The sequence below is a fragment of the Listeria cossartiae subsp. cossartiae genome, assembly GCF_014224155.1.
GTDB lineage: Bacteria > Bacillota > Bacilli > Lactobacillales > Listeriaceae > Listeria > Listeria cossartiae.
Window position 1 is genome coordinate 274,774 of the sequence record NZ_JAASUI010000003.1, and the last position, 24,098, is coordinate 298,871.

Here is a 24,098-nt window from a genome sequence, read left to right on the forward strand (position 1 = left end):
AAAAAAGGAGCAAACCATGAAAAAGATTTTAATTATTTCTAGTTCAATTATCGTTAGTTTACTTGTTATTATTACTATTTGCGCGAGTTTTTACTTATATAGTTATGCTTTAGCGCGTGACAATTCCAGCATGGATGACACAGCGACAACAGATGAGACAACCGAAACGGCCAAACTAGCAAAGAAAAATCGCGAGGCAAATGTCGCTTGGATGGAAAAGCAAAACCTCACGCAATGGATCGAAACCTCAGCAGACGATTTGAAACTTGTTGCTAATTATTTAGCAGCCGATAAACAATCGAACACGACAATTATTTTAGCCCACGGTTATCGCGGCAAAAGTGGCAAAATCGAAATGGCCGGCCTAGCGCGGATGTATCATGAAAAATTTGGATACAATGTGTTAATGCCTGATGCCAGAGCACACGGCGAAAGTGAAGGCGAAAATATCGGCTTTGGTTGGCCCGAGCGCAAAGATTATGTGCAGTGGATCGACCAAGTAATCGACAAAAACGGTACGGACACTCAAATCGCACTACACGGCGTTTCCATGGGTAGCTCTACCGTCCTTATGACAAGCGGCGAAAAACTACCAAAACAAGTAAAAAGTGTTATCGCAGATTGCGGCTACACTTCGATGGATGCCGAACTTTCCTATCAATTAAAAGCCATGTTCCATTTACCGAATTTCCCGATTATCCCAACAGCTAGTCTGATAAACAAAGCGAAAGAAGGCTTCTTTTTCAGCGAAGCAAGTGCTGTTGACGCGGTCGCTAAAACAGACTTACCGATTTTCTACATTCACGGTGATTCGGATGCATTCGTCCCTACTTATATGGTTGACGAACTTTATGACGCTACGAATAGCTATAAAGAAAAATGGATTGTCAAAGGCGCAGAACACGGCCAAGCATTTACGGTAGATCCAAAAACATACGAAGAAAAAGTACGCCAATTTTTAAATAAAACGATGTAAAAAGCAGTTATCCTCTAGGAACTATATACTATCAGTTAGCAAGGAAAAAATTGGCAAATATTAATTAAATGTGTTACTATATAAATGAAAAGAGAGCCATGCGTCAACATGACTCCCTCGCAAACACCATTTAAGATGGTGACAGCCTTTTATATGATTATTTAAAAACCACTAGCTGTCAGGCTTATGAGTGGTTTTTATTTTTTGTCATTTTTGCTGTTCATGATCGTTACGATTAAGACTGCAAAAGCAATCATTAGCGTAAGACTCTCGAAAACAGTCACACGTTTATCCTTTCCAGGTAACGCCTAAAAACAACATAAGCACCACCTACTTTCCGGATGAAAAAGGCTGGTGCACCACCATAAACTTGCTTGCATCACAATTATAGCATGCCAGTATCTTTAGAAAAAGAGTTGGCGCGAAAGTTGTATTTTAGAGGCATAATCGGAAAAATAACCTTGAATAAATCTAATAAAAATAAACTGCAGCGAAAGTAATTGTTCACTTTCACTGCAGTCCGAAGCGTGCGGAACGAAAAATCCCGCGCGCTTTTTCATATATCTTCCAGCAATAATCCCGGATTAGCATTCATATCAAAATTACTACGTTTACCTTGCAAGAAACTCACTGTCCCAGCTGCCGCAATCATCGCCGCATTATCGCCACATAATGATAACGGAGGAATAATCAGTTCTGTATCAGGAAGTTCTAGTTTTACTTCTTGAATAAGTCGTTCTCTTAAACCTTGATTCGCTGCAACGCCTCCCGCAAGAAGCAGTTGTTTGACATCGTACTCTTTAGCTGCGCGGATCGTTTTACTTACTAAAACATCCACGACACTTGCTTGGAAACTCGCCGCCATATCATTTGGATTCGGCTCCTCGCCGCGTTGTCTTAAATTGTGGAGCGTATTGATAAAGGAAGACTTCAAGCCGCTAAAACTAAAATCAAATGAGCCATCATCCATCATCGCACGTGGAAAATGAAAAGTGTCTTCGCCGTCTTTGGCAAGTTTATCAATTTGCACACCGCCCGGATAAGCGAGACCAAGTGTGCGCGCTACTTTATCATATGCTTCACCAGCCGCATCATCCCTCGTTTCACCGATAATTTCAAACTCATTATCTGCTTTCATTAAAACAAGCTCGGTGTGACCACCACTGACAACTAACGACAATAGCGGAAATTTAAATTCTGTTTCAAAGCGATTTGCGTAAATATGACCAGCAATATGATGCACGCCAACTAAAGGTAAATTATGCATAAAAGCAAGCGTTTTGGCCGCATTTACGCCGATAAGCAGTGCACCAACTAGGCCTGGCCCTTCCGTCACAGCGACCCCGTCCAAATCATCCATCGTCACATTGGCTTGTTTTAAAGCTTCTTCAATCACAAGCGTAATTTGCTCCACGTGGTGTCTCGATGCAATTTCGGGAACAACTCCGCCAAATCGTTTATGGCTTTCAATTTGCGAAGCTACCACACTTGATATAATTTCATTACCATTTTTCACAATAGAAGCGGCTGTTTCGTCGCAGCTAGATTCTATCCCAAGAATTAATGTATTTTTTTTCATAAGTCCACCCACATCACTAGCGCATCTTCTTTCGTATCCGGATAATAGTTTTTCCGAATGGCGCCGTCTTGAAATCCTAATTTTTTGTAAAGTCCTTGTGCTACATCATTGGAAACGCGAACTTCGAGCGTCATCCGAACAACACCTCGCTCTTTCGCAACCCGAATCATTTCCCGCAAAAGTGCCTCGCCGTAATGATTGCCTTGATAATCTGGATGAATCGCGATATTCGTAATGTGCCCTTCATCTAAAACGAGCCAAACACCCGCATAGCCCACTACCTGCTCCTCATGAATCGCAAGCAAATAATACGCGTATTGATTAATAATAAATTCATTCCGAAAAGCCGCTTCCGTCCAAGGTACCGTGAATGCCGCATTTTCGACGTTCATAATACTTTTTAAGTCAGCAACCGTTGCTTCTCGAAATATTAAGGCTTCTTCCAAACTCACTCGGAACCCCTCGATTCCAACCATTTGCTTTCCGCTTCTGCCAATTTCAAATAATCAGGGACAAAATGGTCCGCTGGTTCGCCGTCCAAGTCTGCCGCTAATTTTACAAGTGAGCTAGCCCGCGAATACGTATAATCCGCCTGCGCAAAAATCGCTCGTTCACCAAGAATCTCTGTCACTGCTAGCTGAATTTGCTCCGTCAACGTTCCCACGAATAAAATCGCATCCTCACCTTGAGCCAATTGCTCTACTAATTCAGTAAGCGCAATATGACCGTCCGCTATAACGTTCTTCATTTCGCCATGGCTCGCTTGATAAACACCCGCGTACACATTGCCACGGCGCGCATCCATTAAAGCAACGACTTTTCCAGGAAAGTACAAGCCATTCTCCGCTAAAAGTGCCAAAGAAGAAATCCCAACAATCGGAATTCCCGCATCCCAGGCCATTGTTTTCGCGACAGTTACGCCAATGCGCAGCCCAGTATAAGAACCCGGACCTTTTGCCACAGCAATTTTTTCCAAAGCAGTAGGTTTTACGCCACATTCTTCCATTAAAGCAGCAATCGCCGGAAGTAAGCGCACGCTATGATTTTTTTTCAAATTCGTTGTATATTCACCGAGAACGACACCTTCATTAAAAAGTGCTATCGTCATCGTATCTGAAGACGTATCCATCCCAAGTATCATTTCCCAAAAACCTCCATCGCAAGTCGCTCGTACCTTTCCCCAACTGGCTTCACAACCATTTTGCGCGTATTCTCATCTATATGAAAAAGCTTAATTTCCAAGTATTCTTCTGGCAAATCTTCGCGAACAAACTGCGCCCATTCAACCACACTAACTCCCGCTCCGTAAAAATACTCCTCCAAGCCAAGTTCATCAGCCGAAGTATCTTCCAAGCGGTACACATCCATATGATAAAGTGGCAAGCGCCCTTTCTTATATTCGCGAATAATAGTGAATGTCGGACTTTTAATCATTTGCGGAATCAAAAGACCTTCACCAAGCCCTTTTGTAAAAGTAGTTTTTCCAGCGCCGAGATCACCTTCAAGCAAAATCACATCTCCAGCTGCCAGTTGTTCACCAAGTTGTTTTGCGCGAAGTCTTGTCTCCGCTTGACTTGTCATTATTAATTCGAATTCCATTAGCTCACCCGTCCATCATTTTCTCTACATATCATACCACAAAGCCGCGCCAAAATAAAAACCAAAAAACGCAACGACCTGAGTCGCTGCGTCTTTCCAGTGAATTAATAAGCTCCACTGTTTATATATATTTGTCTTGCAAAATCGCTTATGATTAAAGTTAACTCTTCTTTAGAAAGAATTTGTTCTTTTGTTGGGAAATCAGAAATTGGAACAAATTTTTCTGCTTTTGTTTCTAGTTTAAAACCGACGGACTGCAAAGCCTTCTCATCTTTTACTGTTGCATTCATTGTTAAAGCCTCTAACGTCTTATCTTTTCCTGGCTTAACAGAAATATCGAAATTAATTGCTAAGTTTTTACTTTCTTTTACCTGTTCAATAGCAGTTGCAAAGCTTGTTTTTAATTCACTATACTGTGAATCAAAGTCTACAATTGGACCTGAACCTTGATTTTCTAGTATTACTTTGAAATCTGCTTTTACTTTTTCTTCATCCATTAATTTATTAACTTCTGTTGCTAGGTTTACAACGTCCTCTTTTTTAAGTGAAACAGTGATTGTACCATCTTCTGCTTCTTTAAAACGATCTTTTTCCAAACCTTTGAAATAGTCTTCTGTTAATTTTGTTATTTTTTCATTTAAGTCTTTAGTAGCGCTTTCTATCGCTTTCTCATCGACATTTGCTTTTGTTTCTGTTCCATTTTCTGCTAAACTCGCTACTTCCGCTGTACTAATATATTTATCTTTTAAACCAGGCATTTCTGTGTCAATTTTAGACCACATGCCACCTGTTGCTTGGTCTAAAAAGCTAAGTAATGACGCGTCTGGTTTAACGATAGTTTTAAGTGGAATATATGAATTTCCTGTTTCCAAATCTGATAAAACATCTAAATCCATGGAAAATGGTAACATATTATTCGTAGATTTAATATTGGCTTTTGTTTCTGTCTTGTTGGCTTTTTTATCCGTTGAAGTCGTTACAGATAGTTTAATATCTTTTAGAATACCAATCATTTGCGAGCTAGAGTCATCGCTTGGTATTTGGATATCTGTTACACCCATCGTAGTAGTATATGTAGACTTATCCGGAGTATTCTTCCCATTTTTTAATGTTTGAATAAATTTCCCTTGTGGTGTTTTTGCTGCTTTTTCTTCTGCGCTTTCCCCACATGCACTAATTACTAATGCTAAAACTAACAGAATTGAAAGTAAAATCCCTTTTTTCATTGTTCTCCTCCTACTTAGTTGATACATTAAAATTAACACATATAAAGTACTGAAAACAAGCCATTTCACAAAGTGTTCATAAGTCTGTCACAAATCCTATCAAAAAAAACGTCCCTTTTGAGAAAGGACGTTTTTATTTTGGTGTTACTTTTATAGAAGTAGCATTTTCAGACACTTTTCCCGGAGCTGGTGAAGTAATATCTGTTCCTTGTGGGAATACGGCTTTGATTGTGTCATCATCTTTAATATCCGTTAATTTCATTGTTTTGCCCGTGGTTGCATTTGTCACGGCAGTATTGCTACTTACGGTGACGATAACTTCGCTGGCATAATTATTTTTTTCGCCATTCCATGTTAATGTTCCATTGACTGTTAACTGCTTATTATTCTCCAATAAACTAGTGTCAGTTACTGTTCCATCAAGGACTAAAGCAGGAACTTCTTCCTTATTACAGCCCGCCAAAAATAGTACAACTAGTAAAACCGGCAACATTATTTTTCTAAAACCTGTCATCGCGCTCTCTCGTCCTCTCTGAAGCTTTTCGTTCTTTCTAGCATAGCATTTAGCGGAAATACAGGCAATCGTTTTCTTTGTTTCTTAAACAATTCTTATACACCTAGCAAAATACCGATAAAAGCTGCCGCTAAGCCAAACACATACGTACAGCCTAAATACGAAAATAATACGCGATAATTCGTCTTCCATTTTAATTCCATACTCTCCACTTTAAAAGTCGAAAATGTTGTATATCCTCCCATAAAGCCTGTGCCAAGAAATAGCTGCCAATCAGGCCCAAGCGCAGAAGATACTAGAAAACCTAATAAAAATGAACCAGTTACATTAATGAAAAAAGTCGCGAAAGGAAAGTTTGTCTTCCATTTACTTTTAATAAATACCGAAATCCCGTATCGTAGCATTGCGCCAAGCCCCGCGCCAAAACCAACCAGTAAAAAATTAATGAACATGGCGCGCACCTCGTTTCAGCAGCGTATCACTAAGCATTCTGCCAAGCTTCACCATCACAAGACCACCAAGTAAACTAGCAAAAACATAACTAACCGCCAAAATCACCTCACCATTTTGCAACAGTTGAATCGTATCGACACTAAAAGCGGAAAATGTCGTAAAAGCACCAATAAAACCAGTCCCAATCCCATTTAAAAGCACTAAAGAAATGCGTGATTTCTCAGCCAAAAATGGCATGAGAAAAGCCAACAAAAAACAACCAATCAAATTAACAACCAAAGTCGCATAAGGAAAACCTCCGCCACTAAGCCATAAATTCATCGCATAACGGCACATTCCACCTAACGCACCAAAAATCCCCACATATAAAAAATACATCCTCGAAAACCCCACTTCACCAAAAAACTGCCCTGAAATATTTCCATTCCGGGCAGTCGCCTTGTCCTATTTCTTCTATACTATAACGCAAAACATTCCAATTATTCAACTCACTGGAAGTCGCAGGATGGTCTTCATTTTTTCTGGGTCCGCTTTACGTGGATCACTCAAATAAATTTCGTGATGTTTTCGAACAGCTCCCGTATCATTATGAAGCCCCTCTGTTTCCATGAATTGGTGCATTTCGGCGACCGTTTTCACTTCTTCACTAAAAGGACCAATATGCATCATTTGCACACATTCTCCTTCTTCAAAACGAACCAATCTCACACGGCTCGTATCGACATCGGGCTTTTTCTTCTTAGCAACCTCTTTCGCCCACTCCAAAACTTCTTCGGTAACAAAATCTGGTTGTCTAAGTAGCGATGTCCAAAGCCACGCATCCCGGTCCTGCAAATCAAACATTCCCTCTGACCACCAAAAACCTTCCAGCGGCGGCACCACAAAATCCGTATAACCAGCTAGGCGCGTTTCCCCCATTTTACTCATTTTAATCGTATAAGCAATCGCATAAAGAGACTGCACCGCTTTTTTATATTCCTCGCCGTCTGGATCACCTTTCCCATCCACCATCAAAAAATTCATTTCTGGCACAAAAATACGCTCAGGTTTCCGCTTTGGTGCATAAAATTTCTTTTCCTCTTTTTTAAAATCCATTTTCTTCTCAGTCATTTGAATTCCTCCTCGTTCATCCAGTTTGGCATCAGCCTCTGAAAATTATCATGACTCGCTGCCGTCTTCGCTGCATAATTCATTAACTTTTTAAAATTACGAGATTTATTTTTTGCCGCCCAATTAACGGACGAAGTAATATGCATCGCCGTGTAAAGCGCATAAAGATTCCAAAAATCCGTAACTGCTTCTTTATCAATATAGCCTAAAATATTTCCTCGTGCAAAAGGAATACTGACCTCTGTTGTAAAAAAGCCAATTTTTGCTAAATCAAATAAAGGATCTCCGAACTCTAGCCGATTAAAATCAATAAGCCCAACAAATTTTTTATTATCCAAAATAATATTTGCCGGATGAAAATCGCCATGTTGTAAACAAATCGGTCTATTTTTCAACCTAGTTAGATGCTCATGAACAAATTTTTCCGTTTCCGTTAAAAAAGGAGCTGTGACTCCTAATGTTTTTAGTTCCTGTGCTTTTCGATTAAATTTGGCTGCTTGAAAATCAAACCAATTCATTACTGGTATATCTAAAGGTAGTTGATGGATTTTCCGTAAAAGTTCCCCTGCCGAAAAACCAGCTTTAAACTGTTCCAAATTCGACAAATGACTCATGCCACTTTCCGCATCTTCTCCGCGCAAATAATCAATAATCATGTAGCCCTCTTCACCGATAGTGCCGAAATCATACGCCTTTGGGACAAGTGAAATTTGAGAACTTAATTCGCGGATTATTTCAAATTCTTGCTTCCGTTCTTGAAGCAAATCTATGGAAAAAACACGAACAAGGTAAGTTTCATCCACTTGATATTTCCTATCAACAGAAAAACCTTTTTTTATTTCCGAAATCACTTTCGCATTATGCAACATTTTTAGTTGAGTCACATCCATAATCAGCTCTCCCTCCTATAAAACTCGCTATCCTCCATTATACAAGAATACGCTTACTTTTTCTCCATTATCTATGCAGAATTTATTGACAAAATAATGGAATCAATATTATAATTAAATTTGCTACGCATACGCGGTCGTGGCGGAATCGGCAGACGCGCTAGGTTGAGGGCCTAGTGGGGTAAAACCCGTGGAGGTTCAAGTCCTCTCGGCCGCATCAATTAAAATTAAGAATACTGTAATATCAATAAGTTTGTAGTCTTGCGCGTATACCAATTCCGCCACGACCGCAAGCTTTTTTGATAGGCTAAATGAGTCTCTAATCTAGTGGATAAGTCTAGTTGGGAGGTCTTTTTTATGAGAAGAAGTAATCACTTAAGTTTAGAAGAAAAGGCAATCGTTTATCAAACGATTGTGCCTGATGATGATTTTGTATTTCACGAATTTATAAGATCAAGAAGGATTAGAAATGTACGAGAAACAACTATTCAGTATTATACGGATGCAATCAATGTACTAAAAAGGGATATGGAGTTTATTCATGTTCAGAAGCCTATCATGCATCTTTCACAGAGAGACCTTGAAGACATGATTATGTATTGGAAAGGTTTTATGAGGGCTAATACAATTAACAGCAAAATAAAGGCTTTTAAAGCGTATTATAACTTTCTTTATCAGCAAGGTTTTATAAAGATAAACCCCTGTGAAAATCTCAGTTTATTGAGAGTCAGAGAAGAAATAAGAGAGACTTTAAATCCAGATGAAATCAAAAAAATAGCTAACCATTTCAAGAAAAAAGAAACGTTTAGCTCCTATCGAGATTTGGTTATCTTTCAATTGTTATTAGATACAGGAATACGTATTTCAGAAGCAGTTGGTATTAATATACAAGATATCCATAGTGATTACATTATTGTTGTCGAATCAAAAAATCTTAAACAGCGGATAGTTTATATTTCAAAGAGAATGAGAGAGAAACTAACTTCTTATTTAAAGATACGGGGTAATCTTTCACATACTAAAGTATTTATCAATCGAGATCAGCTTCCTTATAATAAAAATACGTTTCAACAGAACCTTAGAGAAGCTAGGGTTCTGTGCGGGATACAAAAGCAAGTAAGCCCTCATGTTTGTAGGAGGACTTACGCTAAAAATGCAATTTTATCAGGTATGGATGCTTTTTCACTAGCTACATTGTTAGGTCACTCATCTTTGGAAGTTACTAAACGATATGTTCAAATATGGGGAAATGATTTGAAAAAGCAAGCCAAATTGAGAAAAGATTATGGAGATTTTTTTTAATGAGAAATTATTCAATTTCAAAAAGGTCAATATGTTCATTTTAAGCAAAAAAAAAGCACCAAACATTGATCTATTTTTCACAAGGTAGTATACTAAAATTAAGTACATAATTAGATATTCGGAAATAAAGATTAGTGCACTTTATTATCTTTGTACTAATATACATTGGACTATATTATTGTTTCATCAGCATGTCAATAATACCATGTATGTTTCTATAAAACAAGATTTTTTTGAGAGGAAAAAACAAACCAAGCACAATTTTATTACATGATGGGGGAAAATTATTGAAAACTAAAGATATTAAATTTTCAGCGTATACCTTAACAACACCATTATTAAGAGTTGGTGGAGGGCAAATGGTTGATGTGTTCATGCCAAACATTGTACGAACTTTTTTCAAAAACCTTGTTCAACAAGACAGCTCTGTCAGACGTTTAACTTTTCAAGAAGAAAAGTATGCGGAACTGATGCAATTAGTGGATGTGAATGGTCAGGATGTTATAGAAGGTTATTTTAATACAACTATTTATGGAGAAGAAGAAGAGATTATTGATGTTACAAGTAGTACGGTCTCTTATGTTAAATCAAAAGATGAGGGTAATAAAAATACAGTATATTTTTATTTGAATCTACCTAAAGGATTACTATTGATACAGGATGATAAATCAAATGTTTTAACTATGGATAATTTAAGCAAATATTTTAAGTCTAAACAATTTTTGGTAAAAGAAGATATTGAAAAATTTAATACAGCTCAGAAAGACTTTAATCTTCCACCAGAGACACAACTTATGAAGTTGAAGCTAGTATCACCTAAAGATTTTATAGGGGAAGTAAGTAAGTGCTCATCTGTAAAACATATTACATTAGAGTATCCAATGCTTAGTTCAAATGAAGAATTTGTTTCAACTATAAGTGAATATGCTTTTTCAAACGGACTTAATGAGCTTGGGAAAATATCTGTTAAATTAGAGAATTCCAATTATGGTGGATACCTCCATGGTTCTGTACCTTTTTTAGAAAATGTTATAATAAAAGATGATATAGACATAGCCGTATACGGCTCAATTGATGGAGTTAGTAGAACCATAAGAAAAAATGGCAGTAACAAAACTTTATTCTTTCATGCTAAGGATATGGAGATTTTAAGCAATGGTGAAGTTAAATTTGAAAGCTTACTTCAAACAATGGATACAATAGGCAGGAAAGAAAATTTATCTCTAGGCTTTAACCCAACAGATCAACAGAAGATTAATAATTATACAATATAAAATTAAAAAGTAGTAGTCCTAAGTATTGGACTATTACTTTTTAATTTTATATTGTATAAATACGGCTAATTTATCTACACTTTTAAAGTTTTAGAGTTTTAGATTTTCTTGCCTTTTTTTGTATATGGTAGCCTTAGGTACGCCTGTTAATTTAACAATATCAGATACTGACAAATTATTGCTTGCCCTATCATCCATGAGCGTAAGAGCCTTTCTTATCTGTTGATCAGGTTGCCCTTTACGCCCTAATTTTTTCCCCGCTTGTTGCGCTCTTATCTTTCCTTCAGTGGTTCGATTGACAATCATATCTCTTTCGAATTCAGCAAAAGCACCTAAAACATTAAATAATAATTTCTGCATAGGATCACTCTTAGCATTTGCACTAAAAGTCATATTATTATCAATAAATACAACAGTTACTCCTTTTTTAAAAAATTCATTCATGACATTGTTTAAATCAATTATGGATCGTGCTAAACGATCTATTTTTGTTATATAAACAATATCACCTTTACGTGAATTTTTGATTAAATCTTTTAAAGCTTCTCGGTTTCTTGTAGTGGTAGCAGTTTTCTTTTCAATGTATAAATAATCTTCTTCAATACCTTGTTTGAGCAATTTTTCTTGTTGGGTTTTTAAATCTTGTCCAACAGTACTAACTCGAGCATATCCTAATTTCATAAAAACACTCCTTGTCTATAATGCACAATAATATATACTTTTATTATAGACTATCTATTAGACTTTATTCAAGTTAAAAAACACTGATTAGTGAGCCAAAATTCAGAGTCTCGATTTTAAGAAATATAGACTATTTGTTTGAGTAGTGTCCGGTAACATCTAGCATCTATTCTAAAATAAAAATATTAGCTGAAAAATCACTTTTGGTGGAATCTAAATTAAAATTAATGTATTGGTTATCTTTAACAATAAATGTACCAAAGAAAAATAGTTGACATAATTTATTAGGCTGGCTTAATCGAATTAATTTATTAAGTAGTATTTTTTTAGTTTTTAATCTGTTCTTATTAATTAAAAAAGTGGGTTTTCTTAATAAACCTTTTAGTGAACAGGCTGAATTAAATAAAAGAATATAATAATCTCCTTTATCTATAACTTTTGCTTCTGCATAGTAAATTTTAGGAGGTTTTAAAATATCATTTTCTGAGTCTAGATTTTGGAATAAATCATTAAATGAAATTACCTCTCCACCCTTTACTTTAATTATTAGTTTATTATTGTCCCAGTCATCTGAAAAATAATATGTTACTATTTTAGAGAGAGATTTAATTTGAGGTATTTCTGTTCTAATGTACTTTTCCCCACCATTACTCATAGTTTTTTTTCCATCCAGATTAATGTTAGGAGACGGTGTTGAAGTATTTGTTGGTTTTTGCTCTGTGAATCCTTGATTAAGGTCAATATTTAAATTAAGAAAGTCTAAATCGGATAGTACGCGTGAGGAACCCTCCTCTGTCTCATTATATTGTGCATTCTTTTTTGTTTTAATAGAACAATTATCTGAATGAGTTATACTTGCATCTGGTGACCTAAAGTAAGGAGATTTATTCCATTCTGATGATTTTTTAGTGAAATTTGCACATGTTAGTGGTACACTGCAAACTTCACTACATTGAAAAGCTTTAGAATCTGTTAGAATCCCTTCATGAAAATATTGATTTGCCTCTAATGCAGTAATATCATTTCTTTTAAGTTCTTTATTGTAAGCAGTCTCGTATGCCATAGAATTATGCTCCAATCTTTATAAATTTCTGACTAATTTCCCATCAATAAGTTAGCGCTTACAACCAAATCATTTTATGCATCTATACTAACAAAATCAGATTTATAAGTAAAATATATACTTATATTTATTTCAATAATTACACTCGTTTCAGATAGCATATGTAAATGAAATAATCTAGAGTTATCATTCTTTTATTTCATTTATATTTTTGCACACTTGCTAGTTACATAAAACTTTAAAAAGTTAGTTTTTCATGAATCTCAAAAAACACAAATGAAACACTGTAAAACATTGATGTATAATGTTTTACAACGAATTTATCCCTTAAATTCATTTACTTACAAATTCAAGCCTTTTAAGAAAAATTTATTCATAAAAAAGCCCCCAGCTAAAAATATAACTAGAGGTTTGATGCAAATATTACGGTTTAGAAATAACGGGGTGGGTAAGATTTTCAACAAGAAAAGAATGTTAAGGCTTCACTTATTCTTTATGCGTATTCATATAGTTTTCCTTAAAATTAGCCATTTTTTTCTGAAGCCGCCTTTTCTTCTGCTGTATAATTTTTACTGGAACTCCATATTGTTTTGACAATTCACTGTTTGGCACATCATCACATATCTCTCGTAACAATCGAATTTCTTTAGTTTTCAATTCCCCAGATTCAACCATAGAATCTATAATTCTTTTAACCATATCATAAGTTTCCATATTAGCTATAGATACCGAAGATGATGTATCAAATATTGCAAGAGAATTAAGATTAGTATCTTCCATTGGGAAGGTACTTCTTTTAAATCTATTTGGTTTATCATTTCCATTTTCCTTCTCACGTTTTATCTCTGATTCATTTTTTCTTCTATAGTTCATCTCTTCTAGTAATAGAATAGTCGTATCTCTCTTAGCGTTAGACACTATTCTATGGCGTATCTGGTCACCAGAGTCATAGAAATAAACTTTAGTAGTTTTTTTTTCGTCAAGTATTACTTCTCTAAAAAAATGAATGTCCTTTCCGCACTTTAGAGCTTTAGAATACTCCTTATGCATAGAAAAAAATAACTGCCTATAGAAATGCCATTCTTGATTTTCATGTTCATATTCCATCCCTTGTGTTTTACTAGGAAACGACCTTGCAATATTACTTATGTTCTTATTCTCTATTGTGGCAATGCGAAATAGAATAAAATTCAACTCTTGTTCTTTAGACTTTATAATTAATTCCTCCTAAAATATTTTTTTGAAGCTTTTTAAGCTTATAATGTACATATTACTTATAGGTGGTTCTTTTAGTGGTATTAAATACACTTAAAAAATTTAAAATATTATTGATAGTAGTTCAAATATAAGAAGTAAGTTAGTAATAAACATTACAACTAGAATGGAATTTACGCGCACGAAGTGCGTGGAATATTTCGATAGTTTGTAATGATCGGTTAAGCTGATAAGCTTACGGCGGGTGAATTTGACGAGGAACGAAGTGACGAGATAAAGAGGGGCAAGGAGCCCCTTCACAGTTGGATAAATCAAAAAACATATACGATAGTTATTATTTACAATCTATACTAATATTATAGCATAAAACTACCCTTTTCTTAATTTCATTATCACTTGTAGGTGTTGACTTTTACTTACTCTCCCAATGGATTAGCTATACCGCTGACTTCTATTCAATATCCAAATATACAATTTTCTTCTTACTTCATGATATTTTTGCTTATGTATTACTTCAATTAGAAATCAATTTAAGAATGAAACTTATATTCTAAAATTAATGAATCAATTTTCTTTTGTATCTCTTCAATCTCCCCACTTCTTTTATAGCTCTTTTCAATATTATCTGGTCCTTTTTTTAAATAACTCTTTATATCTTTTATTTGAATTTTCAATATTTCTATTTGATTGTTAATAATCTTATTCCCACCCTTAAAATAAGGATCTGATAAATACCACGGTGCTTTAATCTCCTCTAAGCTTTGTTTGCTTTTTTTCAAACTAATTAATTCTGATTTCAAATTATCCTCATGTGTTGCAATATCAGTTTTATTTACAGAGGCAAAAAAGTTATCATCATAGTTCTCATTCTCAACCATGCCTAAGTATGTCACATAAGCAGCAACAGAATCACGTGAATTCTCTAACTCGTACACAGAACTAGAATAGGCGGGAAAGAACTTCTCTGAGTACCAAGAACCAGCTTCTGAATCACTCATACTTGGAAAGATCCAAATACCAAGAATAAGTATGCAAAGACTTAGTACTAGTTGTTTTATACTAAATTTATTAGTTCTATTTTTAAATATTTTATAAAGCAAATAAAAACTATAACTTACAATAATAATACCTATACATGTCAAAATAAATACCATTTTATAAACTCCTACTTTCTAAATTTTTTATAGTATACGATTTGTCAAAAAATAATGTTTCTACATCAGCCCTAAGTGCATTTGATATTGATCTCATAGTTTCCTTTTTAGGGTTCTTAATTTTACCATTCTCAATATAGTTAATTGTTCTTCTTGAAACTCCTGATTCCTCTGCTAGGCGATTCTGACTCCATCCTAGCTGTTTTCTTAATAATTTCATATTTGAATCCATATAATCCCTCCTTAATTTAATTATAAGATAATTAAACGCCTTTGTAAACTATAGGTTACAAGAGCGTTGTGAAAAATGTAATCTTCAAGTTACACTTTATGCTATACTATTTCATAGATAAGTGAATAGATAGGATGTGTACTGAAGTGTCTGATTTAGGGAAAGAATTATTGAATTTAAGAGTGAAACTTGGTTTATCCTTACGAGAAGCAAAAGAAAAAACTGGATTAAGTCATAATTACATACGAAAATTAGAATTAGGCTTTGATCCATCGACAAAAACTCCTATAGAGCCCTCAGTCGAAACATTGAAAAAAATTTCTCTAGGTTATGGCATATCATTTGATAAATTAATGCAACTAGCTAATTATTCGTCTTCAATAGAAAAAAATGAAGTCATTGCAACAAAAGTTCCTATATATAAAACTCTGCATGACATGAAATCAAAAAAAGAAACAAATGATTTCCGACTTTATAAACAAGAACTTGTATCTAAGAATGCAATTTTAGTTGAAGTCTCTAATACTTCTTTGAGTAAATTCAATTCCAACTCATTATTATTATTAGAGCCCTATGAAGATAGTTTTAAAGGTGAGTTAGTTTTATTAACAACTGATAGCAAAATTATAATTGGGCATATAAATTTATTTAATGACAAAGAGCTACAACTTAAACCTATTGATTCAGAAAGTACTGTAACTATTAAAAAAGATTTAATAATGATTTGGAAAATAGTAGAAGTAATTCAATTAGTTAGTGTGAAAAAGCACATAAATAAATATTAATAACTAACTCATTTGACAAATCCTACCCCTCAATTTAATATAGTTTTATACTGCTAAATTAGCTCTTTTTGCCAAAACTATTGATATAATGTCAGTAAACTTCATTTTAAATAAAGCTTAGGTTGAGGGCCTAGTGGGGTAAAACCCGTGGAGGTTCAAGTCCTCTCGGCCGCATCAAAAAAGACAGCCTTGGTTAATTATAACCAGGCTGTCTTTTTCATTCTCACGACAAAATATCGTAAGCCATCTTATACTTCGTTGATTTTGCGAAATGCTTGCTTGCGTGTTTTTTCACCCGGTCAATCAGAATGGGATCGTTTGACGCATCGATTTTTTTCAGTAGTTTTAGCATTTTCGTTTCATAACTCACTTGCTCGTTTTGGTGATATAAAAGTAATGTTTCGGTGTATTCGATGAAGTAATTCAGTTCTTTCACTCGCTCCATTACTTTATTCATCAGTCCCATTAAAGAAGTTGCTTCCTCAACAAAACCTTTTTCCGCAAAAATGACCATCAATTCCGTTATGACAAGATAATCATTGTTGTTAAAGCCTGTATTAGCAGTTTCATAGGCCATCAGTTCCTCATACAAACTGGTGATTTTTTCATTAAAAAGTGTTTCATTTCCTTCGATATTTTCAATTTCTGCCATTTTTAATTGAACGACAAAATAATAGATTTTTTTCGCTTCGGGGTATTTGGAAAAGTAATGCAGCGTTTGTTCAAATCTATTTTTTGCCTCTTTCATAAAGCCGATTTGAAAATAAATATAGCCGTAGAAATAGAGAATAGCCACAAACCGTTCTTGTTCCTCATCTTTTATTAAATCCCACGCTTGCTGAATATGCTCAAGTGCTGGTTCATAGATGCTTTGGCAAATATAATTGATACAGATACACACGTGAAAAACAGCATGAAAATCTTTATTATCCGTAATATCCACGCATTTTTCCCAGTATTCCACTGCTAATGGATAATCGCACGTTGCATGAGAATGCTTTACCGCCTGACTATAGTAATAGTAGGAAAGTAACTGGCGCGAAAATGAGTCAGCCGCGTGTTTTTCTGTACTATTTAAATATTTCGTTTCGAGTTCCTCTGCTTTAGCAAATTCCCAAGTTTTATAGTAAAACGCTACTTTTAAACAATAAAAACTAAGCTCGACAGTTGGTGATTCATGTAGTAAATCCACCGTTTCAGCTATTTTATTCAAGCGTTTTTCCATTTCTACTGGATTCGAAAATACCAATAGTTCAAAAATTTCATCCATTTCTTTTAAGAGATCTTTGTTCGTTTCTTCCTCGCTCATTAACAGTACTTCTTCTGGTATTTCTAGCCTTCTTGCTATATGCATCAACGTCTCAAACGAGGCAACTTTTATGCCATTTTCGATATTCGCTAAATAAGGAACTGAAATAATTCCTTGTGCTACTTCTTTTAAAGTTAGCTTCTTCTCTTTACGAATATTTTTAATTCGCAAGCCGATTAAATTCATGATGCCACCGCCAATTTTTCCATATTTTCCTTTTAATTATAACCATTTACTAGCGGAAAACAACCGTCTTTTTCAACTATCTTCTATTTTCACTATCCTGAATTTTCCCATATTATAGCACTCTACAAAATGCTGTCCCTTACATACAAAACGTTTTAGACCATCAAGGCTCGATTGCCTTTTGACCTAAAACGAATAATTAGCTCTATGTAACCTTCAAAAGAATTCACTAAATTGTCATAACTAGCTCCTCGGAATTTCGACTTGTTTATCAGTATAGGGAAAGCAGAAATATTCCCACGTATTCCTTATTTCACCTAATACTGACATCTTATTACTTTTTTAGTCTGCTCCCACATGCGACTAATTCCGTTAATAAACAACAAGACTTTTGGATTCTTTCCCTTAATGAATCCGAAAAATTCGCTACACATTCCCTTTTAAAACTCGTTCTACGTAAAAATGGAAACGTAGATTTTTATTTTACCATCGAAAATAAATAATTTTGCAAAAAGGAAACATGCTCCTTTTTTCGCTTTTTTGGAGATATTTTTGTTCCATTTTATCTAAAAAGACGAAGATAGCAGCTATCCTCGCCTTTTTTCATTTAAATAAAATATGTTTTTTCTTCATATAAAATACGATAGATGCCGCTACAATCATTTCTGAAATTGGAATCGCTAGCCATACGCCAGGAATACCAATGATTGGTGGTAATACTAACAAGAAGATGACCATAAATATAATCTCACGCGAAATCGTAATCCATGTTGCCATTTTTACTTTGTCTGATGTTTGGAAGTAAGTCATCATCACAAAGTTGAAGCCCATGAACAGATAAGCGGTATAGAATAATTTGATGCCGTTACTTGCTAGCTCTCTAATTTCTGGGCTAAAGTTCCCGAACATGGAAACGAGTAAATTGGAGCCAAAGAAGCCAACGAGTAAAAAGCCAACTCCCGTGCTAAATGCAACGATAATCGCAATTTTCAACGTTTCCAGTTCTTTTTGTCTAGCTTTCGCCCCGCGGTAGTAACTAATGAGCGGCTGAATCGCCGAGCCCATCCCAAGGAACAACATCAAAATCACACTATGCGTATAATTCAACACCGAGAAGGCTGCAACACCAGCAGTTCCCGCAATGGCCGCAATCGAAATGTTATACCCTAATGTAAAGACAGATACTCCCACTTCGGCTAAAAAGCTCGGTAAACCAATCGCCAATGTCTTTTTGAAAAAAGCTTTATTCCAGTCTACTTTAACAAATTTCAAGCGACTCGATTTTTTAAAGAAATGGGTAATTAAAATAAATACACCGATAATAATCGCCAGCATGGTGGCTAGAGCTGAACCAGTTACGCCCCATTCAAATACAAATAAAAATAAATAGTTCAAAATAACGTTACTAACCGCCGTCACAATAAGCGCAATCATCGATAAATTAGGATCGCCATCATTACGAACAAAAATACTCAAAATATTTTCCAATGTCAGTGCAAAACCAAAAATAAGCAATATGTTCATATATTCAAGCACATAACCAATCGTATCATCATTCGCACCTAAAAAATAAGCTAACGGTTCTTTAAAAATAAACGCGATAATTCCAATAAAAATCGTAATCGAGACAACCGCTAAAATCGCATTGGTAAAAATCGTTTGTGCCTTCGCGACATTTTTTTCCCCAATCGCAAAGGAAAACTGGGTCGCAGCGCCAATCCCAATCCAAATAGAAATTGCTGTAAAAATAGTAAATACGGGTACAGCAATATTAATCCCAGCAAGCGCCACCCCACCGAGCTTATGCCCAACAAAAATCCCATCGATAACAATGTTTAAAGACATTAATAACATTCCCACTAAGGAAGGGATTAAATATCTAAAATAAATCTTTTTTACTGAATCTGTTTCTAAAATTTCAATATTTTTTGCCATGTTACACCTCTAACTAAGGGCTTTTAGCGTAATTCCTCTCCAGAAAATTTGCCATAAAGCCGTGATTTTCTTTTCCGTTCTTTCCGGGTCATTCACGTAGACAATGTCAACAATTACTGCGTCGAGAATTCCCATGTAGGCTTCTTTCATCGTTTCCACGTCTTGCATTGGAATTAACTTTTGGTCAATCCAATTACTAAATAAAACGGTAAAATCTTGTTCCATTTGCCGCACATTTTCGGTAATATCTGCTTGGACGATATCATATAAATGCTTCGGCGGATAAAATCCATATCTCAACCAGAATTGGTAAGCCTCATCCGTATCGTACAATTCTTTCACGCCAAAAAGTAAACTAGACAAGACAAGGTCTGGCCTTGATAAGTCACTATCCCGAAGTTTTGCCCGGTAGTAATCTATTTCGGTTGATTTCGCGTCCTTCATAATGGATAAAAACAAATCATCTTTATCTTTAAAATGAGAATAGATGGATTGCTTCTTCAGCCCCACCACCCCTGCAATATCAGCAAGTGACGTTCCTTCAAAACCATTATGGGCAAAAAGTGTCAGCGCGGCTTGTTTGATTTCTTCTTTTCTCATCTTTTTCACTCCTCTCACAAAAAACTGACGACCGTTCGTAAGTCATTCTCTCATGAAAAAAATTCTTTGTCAATAAAAAAATCCACCCTAGTAAAAGAGTGGATTCGCTGTTTTATTTTTCTTCTAAAAACTCGCTAATAAGTTCATACGTCTCATCAGTGGCAGTAGAATTTGTTGTCATAAAGCCATGTGGAACTTTTTCAAAACGTTTCGCAAATACTTCTACGCCAGCATCTTTTAATTTCTTCGCGTATGCTTCCCCTTGATCTCTTAGTGGATCAAATTCAGCAGTTGCAACAAATGTTTTTGGTAGTCCGACTAAGTCTTTGCTACGAATTGGTGCAACGAGTGGATCATACTTACGATCACTTGCATTCGCAATGTATAATTTAAAGAATTTATCTAATGATTCTTTTGTAAGTACGTAGCCTTCTGCAAATTCATCCATTGACGGATAAAGAACCGATGCATCACGACTGAAAATATCCGTTGCTGGATAAAGTAAAATTTGAGCTGTTATATTTGGTTTTCCTTTTGCTTTGGCGATTTGTGTAACAACCGTCGCCAAGTTTCCGCCTACGCTATCTCCCGCAACGATAATGTCAGAGGATTTAGCGCGTAAACTAGTACGATGATTTTGCACCCAAAGTAGCGCTGCATAAGCATCTTCCACTGCTGCTGGGAAAGGATTTTCTGGTGCAAGTCGGTAGTCGACCGTGACAACACGAGCACCCGTAGTTTGTACAAGTTTTCTAGCAATCGCATCATGGGTTTGCAATCCGCCTAAAACAAATCCGCCACCATGATAGTAAACGATAATTTCAAAAGGACCGTCTTCCTGCGGCGTATAAATCCGAATCGGAATTTTGCCAGCCGGGCCATCAATTTTTTTATTTTCAACATCGCCAATTTCGATATCTTTTGCGGATGGCAATGCTTTTGTCGCTAGTCTCATATATTTATATCGCGAATCTACGTCGGATAATGGTGAAGTGTTTTTCACAAATTCCTGTGAAGCTTCATCTAAATTCTCAAGTACCTCGGGATTATATTCTTTTTTCCCAATCGCTTTTTTGTAAATAAAGAAAACGATTAATAATGGAAGTAGAATGATCCCAGCAAAACCAATGGCAATCCATTTTATTGTATTTTTCACATTCGCTCAACTCCTTCAATATAACTTCATTAACAAGTATAGCAGTTTTACGAACAGGAACCAATTTATTACTATTTGAAATGATTATTTTTATTTCAAAATGTATTTTTAAGCATAAATATGAATAAATAAAAACAAAAAGGTTGATATCTAAAAGCATCGATGTTAATATAAATACAAATGTTTGTATATTTATGAATAGGGGATGTTTACAATGGCGAAAGAAAAAATCGTTTTAGCTTACTCGGGTGGGTTGGATACTTCGGTTGCAATTCAGTGGTTAGTGGAAGCAGGTTATGAAGTTATCGCATGTTGTTTAGATGTTGGTGAAGGAAAAAATTTGGACTTTATTAAAGAAAAAGCGATTACTGTTGGAGCAAGCGAATCCTATACGATTGATGCGAAAGAAGAATTTGCGGAGGATTTTGCGTTAATTGCCCTTCAAGCCCATGCTTATTATGAAGGAAAGTATCCGCTCATTTCTGCGTTAAGCCGTCCGTTAATTGCGAAAAAATTAGTAGAAGTCGCTCGTCAAGAAGGCGCATCTGCTATCGCTCATGGTTGTACTGGTAAAGGAAATGACCAAGTGCGTTTTGAAGTAGCGATTCATGCACTTGCACCTGATTTAAAAGTTGTTTCCCCTGTCCGTGACTGGAAATGGTCCAGAGAAGAAGAAATCAATTACGCCAAAGAACATAACATCCCCGTTCCAATTGATTTAGATAACCCCTTCTCGATTGACCAAAACCTTTGGGGCAGAAGCAACGAATGCGGAGTGCTGGAAAACCCATGGACAACGCCACCAGAAGCAGCCTATGATTTAACCGTAAGTTTAGAAGATGCACCGGACACAGCAGATATTGTCGAAATTACCTTCGATGCTGGTATTCCGATTTCGCTTAATGGCGAAAACATGAGCTTAGCCAATTTAATCCTTACTTTAAACGAAATTGCTGGAAAACATGGCGTCGGTAGAATCGATCATATTGAAAATCGTTTAGTCGGTATTAAATCACGGGAAGTATACGAATGCCCTGCCGCAGTCACTTTAATTACCGCTCATAAAGAACTGGAAGATTTAACATTTGTTCGTGAAGTGGCACATTTCAAACCAATAATCGAACAAAAAATTAGCGAAACAATTTATAATGGCCTATGGTTCTCGCCTTTAACAGAAGCGTTAGTCGCTTTCTTAAAATCCACGCAAAAATTTGTGAATGGAACGATTCGTGTCAAATTATTTAAAGGTCATGCTATCGTGGAAGGAAGAAAATCACCAAATTCGCTTTATGATGAAAACTTAGCGACCTATACTTCCTCCGATACATTTGACCAAGATGCAGCAGTTGGTTTCATCAAACTTTGGGGACTACCAACGAAAGTGAGCGCAGAAGTCAATTCAAAAGTTACGATAACGACTGAGGTGTAAAAAATGGAAAAATTATGGGGTGGCCGTTTTCAAGGGAAAAGTGAAGCTTGGATTGATGCGTTTGGCGCGTCGATATCTTTTGATCAAAAAATGGCAAAAGAAGACTTAACGGGAAGTTTGGCGCATGTCGCTATGCTCGCCAAATGCGGGATAATTCCGGATGCAGAAGCCGCAGAAATTACGGCCGGCTTGAAAATTCTCCAAGAAAAATTAGCGCTTGGTGAACTGGAATTTAGTACGGTGAATGAAGACATCCATTTAAATATCGAAAAGTTGTTACACGCAGAAATCGGACCTGTCGCTGGGAAACTCCATACGGCACGGAGTCGGAATGACCAAGTTGCAACCGATATGCATTTATATTTAAAACAAGCCGTAGCAGAAATTATCCAATCGTTAAAACATTTGCGTGTGGTCCTTGTTCAAAAAGCAGACGCGCACGTTGAAACGATTATGCCTGGTTACACGCATTTGCAACACGCCCAGCCCATATCTTTTGCCCATCATTTACTTGCTTACTTCGGAATGTTTTCACGGGATTTAGAACGTTTAGAAGAAAGTGTCAAACGGATTGATATTTCGCCACTTGGGTCTGCTGCGCTGGCTGGAACGACTTTTCCGATTGACCGGGCTTATAGTGCAGAATTACTTGGCTTTTCTGCTGTTTATGAAAATAGCTTGGACGGTGTGAGTGATCGTGATTTTATTATTGAGTTTCTCAGTAATAGTTCCCTTTTGATGATGCATTTATCGCGTTTTTGCGAGGAGCTGATACTTTGGACGAGTCATGAATTTCAATTTGTGGAGTTAACAGATGCTTTTTCGACGGGAAGTTCGATTATGCCACAAAAGAAAAATCCGGATATGGCCGAGTTAATTCGCGGAAAAACTGGCCGAGTGTATGGAAACCTTTTTGGCATGTTGACGGTTTTAAAAGGACTGCCGCTTGCTTATAACAAAGACTTACAAGAAGATAAAGAAGGCATGTTTGATACGCTCGAGACGGTTCAGACGAGCTTAGATATATTTGCTGGGATGATTGAAACGATGAAGGTTCGCACGGATATAATGGAAAAATCTACCAAAAAAGATTTTTCCAATGCGACAGAACTGGCCGATTACTTAGCGAAAAAAGGCGTTCCTTTTAGAGAGGCGCATGAAATCGTTGGGAAATTGGTGCTGGAATGTACGCAAAATGGGATTTATTTGCAAGACGTGTCACTCAGTCACTATCAGGAAATAAATCCACTTATTGAAGAAGATATTTACGAGGTGCTTTCTTCTAAGACTGCTGTCCAAAAGAGAAACTCTTACGGTGGGACTGGCTTTGAGCAAATTAAAGTGGCACTGGCTAATGCGAAAAAAACGTTATAAAGTGGGCTGGGATACTTATGGGTGTTCCAGCTTTTTTGTCTTTGTCCCGCCTGACC

26 protein-coding genes and 1 tRNA gene are annotated in these 24,098 nt (G+C 36.0%); 7 read left to right on the forward strand and 20 right to left on the reverse strand.

Annotated features, from left to right (window positions below; genetic code table 11):
• Positions 1-16 precede the first annotated feature (16 nt).
• Positions 17-976 (forward strand): alpha/beta hydrolase, encoded by a 960-nt coding sequence (locus HCJ30_RS11005; RefSeq protein ID WP_185392183.1) that lies wholly within the window; start codon positions 17-19, stop codon positions 974-976.
• Between the two features lie 197 nt (positions 977-1,173).
• On the opposite strand, the gene HCJ30_RS14450 is transcribed toward HCJ30_RS11005, so the two are convergent.
• The 11 genes from HCJ30_RS14450 to HCJ30_RS11055 all read right to left on the reverse strand — a co-directional run bounded on the left by HCJ30_RS14450 (position 1,174) and on the right by HCJ30_RS11055 (position 8,347).
• Positions 1,174-1,233: a hypothetical protein gene (locus HCJ30_RS14450; RefSeq protein WP_232048003.1), complete on the reverse strand. Its 60-nt coding sequence runs from the start codon at positions 1,231-1,233 to the stop codon at positions 1,174-1,176.
• 299 nt (positions 1,234-1,532) lie between these two features.
• Positions 1,533-2,555, reverse strand: a complete 1,023-nt coding sequence (gene tsaD, locus HCJ30_RS11010; RefSeq protein WP_185392184.1) for a tRNA (adenosine(37)-N6)-threonylcarbamoyltransferase complex transferase subunit TsaD — start codon at positions 2,553-2,555, stop codon at positions 1,533-1,535.
• Positions 2,552-3,007 carry a ribosomal protein S18-alanine N-acetyltransferase gene (rimI, locus tag HCJ30_RS11015; RefSeq protein ID WP_077952455.1) on the reverse strand — a complete coding sequence of 152 codons (456 nt, stop codon included), beginning with the start codon at positions 3,005-3,007 and terminating at the stop codon, positions 2,552-2,554. The genes tsaD and rimI overlap by 4 nt, the downstream gene beginning before the upstream one ends.
• Positions 3,004-3,696 (reverse strand): tRNA (adenosine(37)-N6)-threonylcarbamoyltransferase complex dimerization subunit type 1 TsaB, encoded by a 693-nt coding sequence (gene tsaB / locus HCJ30_RS11020; RefSeq protein WP_185392185.1) that lies wholly within the window; start codon positions 3,694-3,696, stop codon positions 3,004-3,006. The genes rimI and tsaB overlap by 4 nt, the downstream gene beginning before the upstream one ends.
• Positions 3,693-4,154 (reverse strand): tRNA (adenosine(37)-N6)-threonylcarbamoyltransferase complex ATPase subunit type 1 TsaE, encoded by a 462-nt coding sequence (gene tsaE / locus HCJ30_RS11025; protein WP_185392186.1) that lies wholly within the window; start codon positions 4,152-4,154, stop codon positions 3,693-3,695. Before tsaE ends, tsaB begins: the two co-directional genes overlap by 4 nt.
• Before the next feature lie 104 nt (positions 4,155-4,258).
• Positions 4,259-5,380, reverse strand: coding sequence for an Lmo2079 family surface lipoprotein (locus HCJ30_RS11030; protein ID WP_185392187.1), 1,122 nt, complete (start codon positions 5,378-5,380; stop codon positions 4,259-4,261).
• Positions 5,381-5,513: 133 nt separating this feature from the next.
• Positions 5,514-5,894 (reverse strand): hypothetical protein, encoded by a 381-nt coding sequence (locus HCJ30_RS11035; RefSeq protein WP_185392188.1) that lies wholly within the window; start codon positions 5,892-5,894, stop codon positions 5,514-5,516.
• 95 nt (positions 5,895-5,989) lie between these two features.
• A complete protein-coding gene (gene crcB / locus HCJ30_RS11040; protein WP_185392189.1) occupies positions 5,990-6,346 on the reverse strand; it encodes a fluoride efflux transporter CrcB in 357 nt (118 codons plus the stop codon).
• Complete coding sequence (gene crcB, locus HCJ30_RS11045; RefSeq protein WP_185392190.1) at positions 6,336-6,725, reverse strand: fluoride efflux transporter CrcB; 390 nt, start codon at positions 6,723-6,725, stop codon at positions 6,336-6,338. Before crcB (HCJ30_RS11045) ends, crcB (HCJ30_RS11040) begins: the two co-directional genes overlap by 11 nt.
• Before the next feature lie 105 nt (positions 6,726-6,830).
• Positions 6,831-7,457 carry a GyrI-like domain-containing protein gene (locus HCJ30_RS11050; protein ID WP_185392191.1) on the reverse strand — a complete coding sequence of 209 codons (627 nt, stop codon included), beginning with the start codon at positions 7,455-7,457 and terminating at the stop codon, positions 6,831-6,833.
• A complete protein-coding gene (locus HCJ30_RS11055; RefSeq protein WP_185392192.1) occupies positions 7,454-8,347 on the reverse strand; it encodes an aminoglycoside phosphotransferase family protein in 894 nt (297 codons plus the stop codon). The genes HCJ30_RS11050 and HCJ30_RS11055 overlap by 4 nt, the downstream gene beginning before the upstream one ends.
• A 133-nt stretch (positions 8,348-8,480) precedes the next feature.
• On the opposite strand from HCJ30_RS11055, the gene HCJ30_RS11060 reads away from it, so the two are divergent.
• The 3 genes from HCJ30_RS11060 to HCJ30_RS11070 all read left to right on the forward strand — a co-directional run bounded on the left by HCJ30_RS11060 (position 8,481) and on the right by HCJ30_RS11070 (position 10,923).
• Positions 8,481-8,564 (forward strand) — tRNA-Leu (locus HCJ30_RS11060).
• Between the two features lie 140 nt (positions 8,565-8,704).
• Positions 8,705-9,649, forward strand: coding sequence for a tyrosine-type recombinase/integrase (locus HCJ30_RS11065; protein ID WP_069027500.1), 945 nt, complete (start codon positions 8,705-8,707; stop codon positions 9,647-9,649).
• A gap of 287 nt (positions 9,650-9,936) precedes the next feature.
• Complete coding sequence (locus HCJ30_RS11070; protein ID WP_069027499.1) at positions 9,937-10,923, forward strand: hypothetical protein; 987 nt, start codon at positions 9,937-9,939, stop codon at positions 10,921-10,923.
• A gap of 90 nt (positions 10,924-11,013) precedes the next feature.
• Here HCJ30_RS11070 and HCJ30_RS11075 read toward each other — a convergent pair whose 3' ends face one another.
• The 5 genes from HCJ30_RS11075 to HCJ30_RS11095 form a co-directional block, all read right to left on the reverse strand.
• The gene (locus HCJ30_RS11075; protein ID WP_185392193.1) at positions 11,014-11,604 is read right to left on the reverse strand and encodes a recombinase family protein; all 591 of its coding nucleotides are present in this window, start codon (positions 11,602-11,604) and stop codon (positions 11,014-11,016) included.
• Positions 11,605-11,770: 166 nt separating this feature from the next.
• Positions 11,771-12,667: a hypothetical protein gene (locus HCJ30_RS11080; RefSeq protein WP_185392194.1), complete on the reverse strand. Its 897-nt coding sequence runs from the start codon at positions 12,665-12,667 to the stop codon at positions 11,771-11,773.
• Between the two features lie 486 nt (positions 12,668-13,153).
• On the reverse strand, positions 13,154-13,774 hold the full coding sequence (locus HCJ30_RS11085) for a hypothetical protein (protein WP_227871738.1): 621 nt from the start codon (positions 13,772-13,774) through the stop codon (positions 13,154-13,156).
• 638 nt (positions 13,775-14,412) lie between these two features.
• Positions 14,413-15,036 carry a hypothetical protein gene (locus HCJ30_RS11090; RefSeq protein WP_185392196.1) on the reverse strand — a complete coding sequence of 208 codons (624 nt, stop codon included), beginning with the start codon at positions 15,034-15,036 and terminating at the stop codon, positions 14,413-14,415.
• Position 15,037: 1 nt separating this feature from the next.
• Positions 15,038-15,268: a helix-turn-helix transcriptional regulator gene (locus HCJ30_RS11095; protein ID WP_031644947.1), complete on the reverse strand. Its 231-nt coding sequence runs from the start codon at positions 15,266-15,268 to the stop codon at positions 15,038-15,040.
• Between the two features lie 146 nt (positions 15,269-15,414).
• On the opposite strand from HCJ30_RS11095, the gene HCJ30_RS11100 reads away from it, so the two are divergent.
• Positions 15,415-16,053: a helix-turn-helix domain-containing protein gene (locus HCJ30_RS11100; RefSeq protein WP_185392197.1), complete on the forward strand. Its 639-nt coding sequence runs from the start codon at positions 15,415-15,417 to the stop codon at positions 16,051-16,053.
• 223 nt (positions 16,054-16,276) lie between these two features.
• Here HCJ30_RS11100 and HCJ30_RS11105 read toward each other — a convergent pair whose 3' ends face one another.
• The 4 genes from HCJ30_RS11105 to HCJ30_RS11120 form a co-directional block, all read right to left on the reverse strand.
• On the reverse strand, positions 16,277-17,548 hold the full coding sequence (locus tag HCJ30_RS11105) for a helix-turn-helix domain-containing protein (protein WP_185392198.1): 1,272 nt from the start codon (positions 17,546-17,548) through the stop codon (positions 16,277-16,279).
• Between the two features lie 603 nt (positions 17,549-18,151).
• Positions 18,152-19,483 carry a multidrug efflux MATE transporter FepA gene (fepA, locus tag HCJ30_RS11110; protein WP_185392199.1) on the reverse strand — a complete coding sequence of 444 codons (1,332 nt, stop codon included), beginning with the start codon at positions 19,481-19,483 and terminating at the stop codon, positions 18,152-18,154.
• A gap of 9 nt (positions 19,484-19,492) precedes the next feature.
• Positions 19,493-20,083, reverse strand: a complete 591-nt coding sequence (fepR, locus tag HCJ30_RS11115; protein WP_185392200.1) for an efflux pump transcriptional regulator FepR — start codon at positions 20,081-20,083, stop codon at positions 19,493-19,495.
• 112 nt (positions 20,084-20,195) lie between these two features.
• The gene (locus HCJ30_RS11120; RefSeq protein WP_185392201.1) at positions 20,196-21,239 is read right to left on the reverse strand and encodes an alpha/beta hydrolase; all 1,044 of its coding nucleotides are present in this window, start codon (positions 21,237-21,239) and stop codon (positions 20,196-20,198) included.
• Positions 21,240-21,453: 214 nt separating this feature from the next.
• On the opposite strand from HCJ30_RS11120, the gene HCJ30_RS11125 reads away from it, so the two are divergent.
• The gene (locus HCJ30_RS11125) at positions 21,454-22,668 is read left to right on the forward strand and encodes an argininosuccinate synthase (protein ID WP_185392202.1); all 1,215 of its coding nucleotides are present in this window, start codon (positions 21,454-21,456) and stop codon (positions 22,666-22,668) included.
• 3 nt (positions 22,669-22,671) lie between these two features.
• Complete coding sequence (argH, locus tag HCJ30_RS11130; RefSeq protein WP_185392203.1) at positions 22,672-24,042, forward strand: argininosuccinate lyase; 1,371 nt, start codon at positions 22,672-22,674, stop codon at positions 24,040-24,042.
• The last annotated feature ends 56 nt before the right edge of the window (positions 24,043-24,098 follow it).

Bases quoted from the DNA above. Each gene is read 5' to 3' on its own strand.
- HCJ30_RS11080 (WP_185392194.1), bottom strand. From the start codon at position 12,667: ATGGCATACGAGACTGCTTACAATAAAGAACTTAAAAGAAATGATATT.
- HCJ30_RS11095 (WP_031644947.1), bottom strand. From the start codon at position 15,268: ATGGATTCAAATATGAAATTATTAAGAAAACAGCTAGGATGGAGTCAG.
- HCJ30_RS11030 (WP_185392187.1), bottom strand. From the start codon at position 5,380: ATGAAAAAAGGGATTTTACTTTCAATTCTGTTAGTTTTAGCATTAGTA.
- fepR (WP_185392200.1), bottom strand. From the start codon at position 20,083: ATGAGAAAAGAAGAAATCAAACAAGCCGCGCTGACACTTTTTGCCCAT.
- crcB (WP_185392189.1), bottom strand. From the start codon at position 6,346: ATGTTCATTAATTTTTTACTGGTTGGTTTTGGCGCGGGGCTTGGCGCA.
- argH (WP_185392203.1), top strand. From the start codon at position 22,672: ATGGAAAAATTATGGGGTGGCCGTTTTCAAGGGAAAAGTGAAGCTTGG.
- HCJ30_RS11035 (WP_185392188.1), bottom strand. From the start codon at position 5,894: ATGACAGGTTTTAGAAAAATAATGTTGCCGGTTTTACTAGTTGTACTA.
- HCJ30_RS11125 (WP_185392202.1), top strand. From the start codon at position 21,454: ATGGCGAAAGAAAAAATCGTTTTAGCTTACTCGGGTGGGTTGGATACT.
- HCJ30_RS11085 (WP_227871738.1), bottom strand. From the start codon at position 13,774: ATGGAATATGAACATGAAAATCAAGAATGGCATTTCTATAGGCAGTTA.
- HCJ30_RS11050 (WP_185392191.1), bottom strand. From the start codon at position 7,457: ATGACTGAGAAGAAAATGGATTTTAAAAAAGAGGAAAAGAAATTTTAT.
- HCJ30_RS11105 (WP_185392198.1), bottom strand. From the start codon at position 17,548: ATGAATTTAATCGGCTTGCGAATTAAAAATATTCGTAAAGAGAAGAAG.
- tsaD (WP_185392184.1), bottom strand. From the start codon at position 2,555: ATGAAAAAAAATACATTAATTCTTGGGATAGAATCTAGCTGCGACGAA.
- tsaB (WP_185392185.1), bottom strand. From the start codon at position 3,696: ATGATACTTGGGATGGATACGTCTTCAGATACGATGACGATAGCACTT.
- HCJ30_RS11065 (WP_069027500.1), top strand. From the start codon at position 8,705: ATGAGAAGAAGTAATCACTTAAGTTTAGAAGAAAAGGCAATCGTTTAT.
- fepA (WP_185392199.1), bottom strand. From the start codon at position 19,483: ATGGCAAAAAATATTGAAATTTTAGAAACAGATTCAGTAAAAAAGATT.
- HCJ30_RS11005 (WP_185392183.1), top strand. From the start codon at position 17: ATGAAAAAGATTTTAATTATTTCTAGTTCAATTATCGTTAGTTTACTT.
- crcB (WP_185392190.1), bottom strand. From the start codon at position 6,725: ATGTATTTTTTATATGTGGGGATTTTTGGTGCGTTAGGTGGAATGTGC.
- HCJ30_RS11055 (WP_185392192.1), bottom strand. From the start codon at position 8,347: ATGGATGTGACTCAACTAAAAATGTTGCATAATGCGAAAGTGATTTCG.
- tsaE (WP_185392186.1), bottom strand. From the start codon at position 4,154: ATGGAATTCGAATTAATAATGACAAGTCAAGCGGAGACAAGACTTCGC.
- HCJ30_RS11075 (WP_185392193.1), bottom strand. From the start codon at position 11,604: ATGAAATTAGGATATGCTCGAGTTAGTACTGTTGGACAAGATTTAAAA.
- HCJ30_RS11090 (WP_185392196.1), bottom strand. From the start codon at position 15,036: ATGGTATTTATTTTGACATGTATAGGTATTATTATTGTAAGTTATAGT.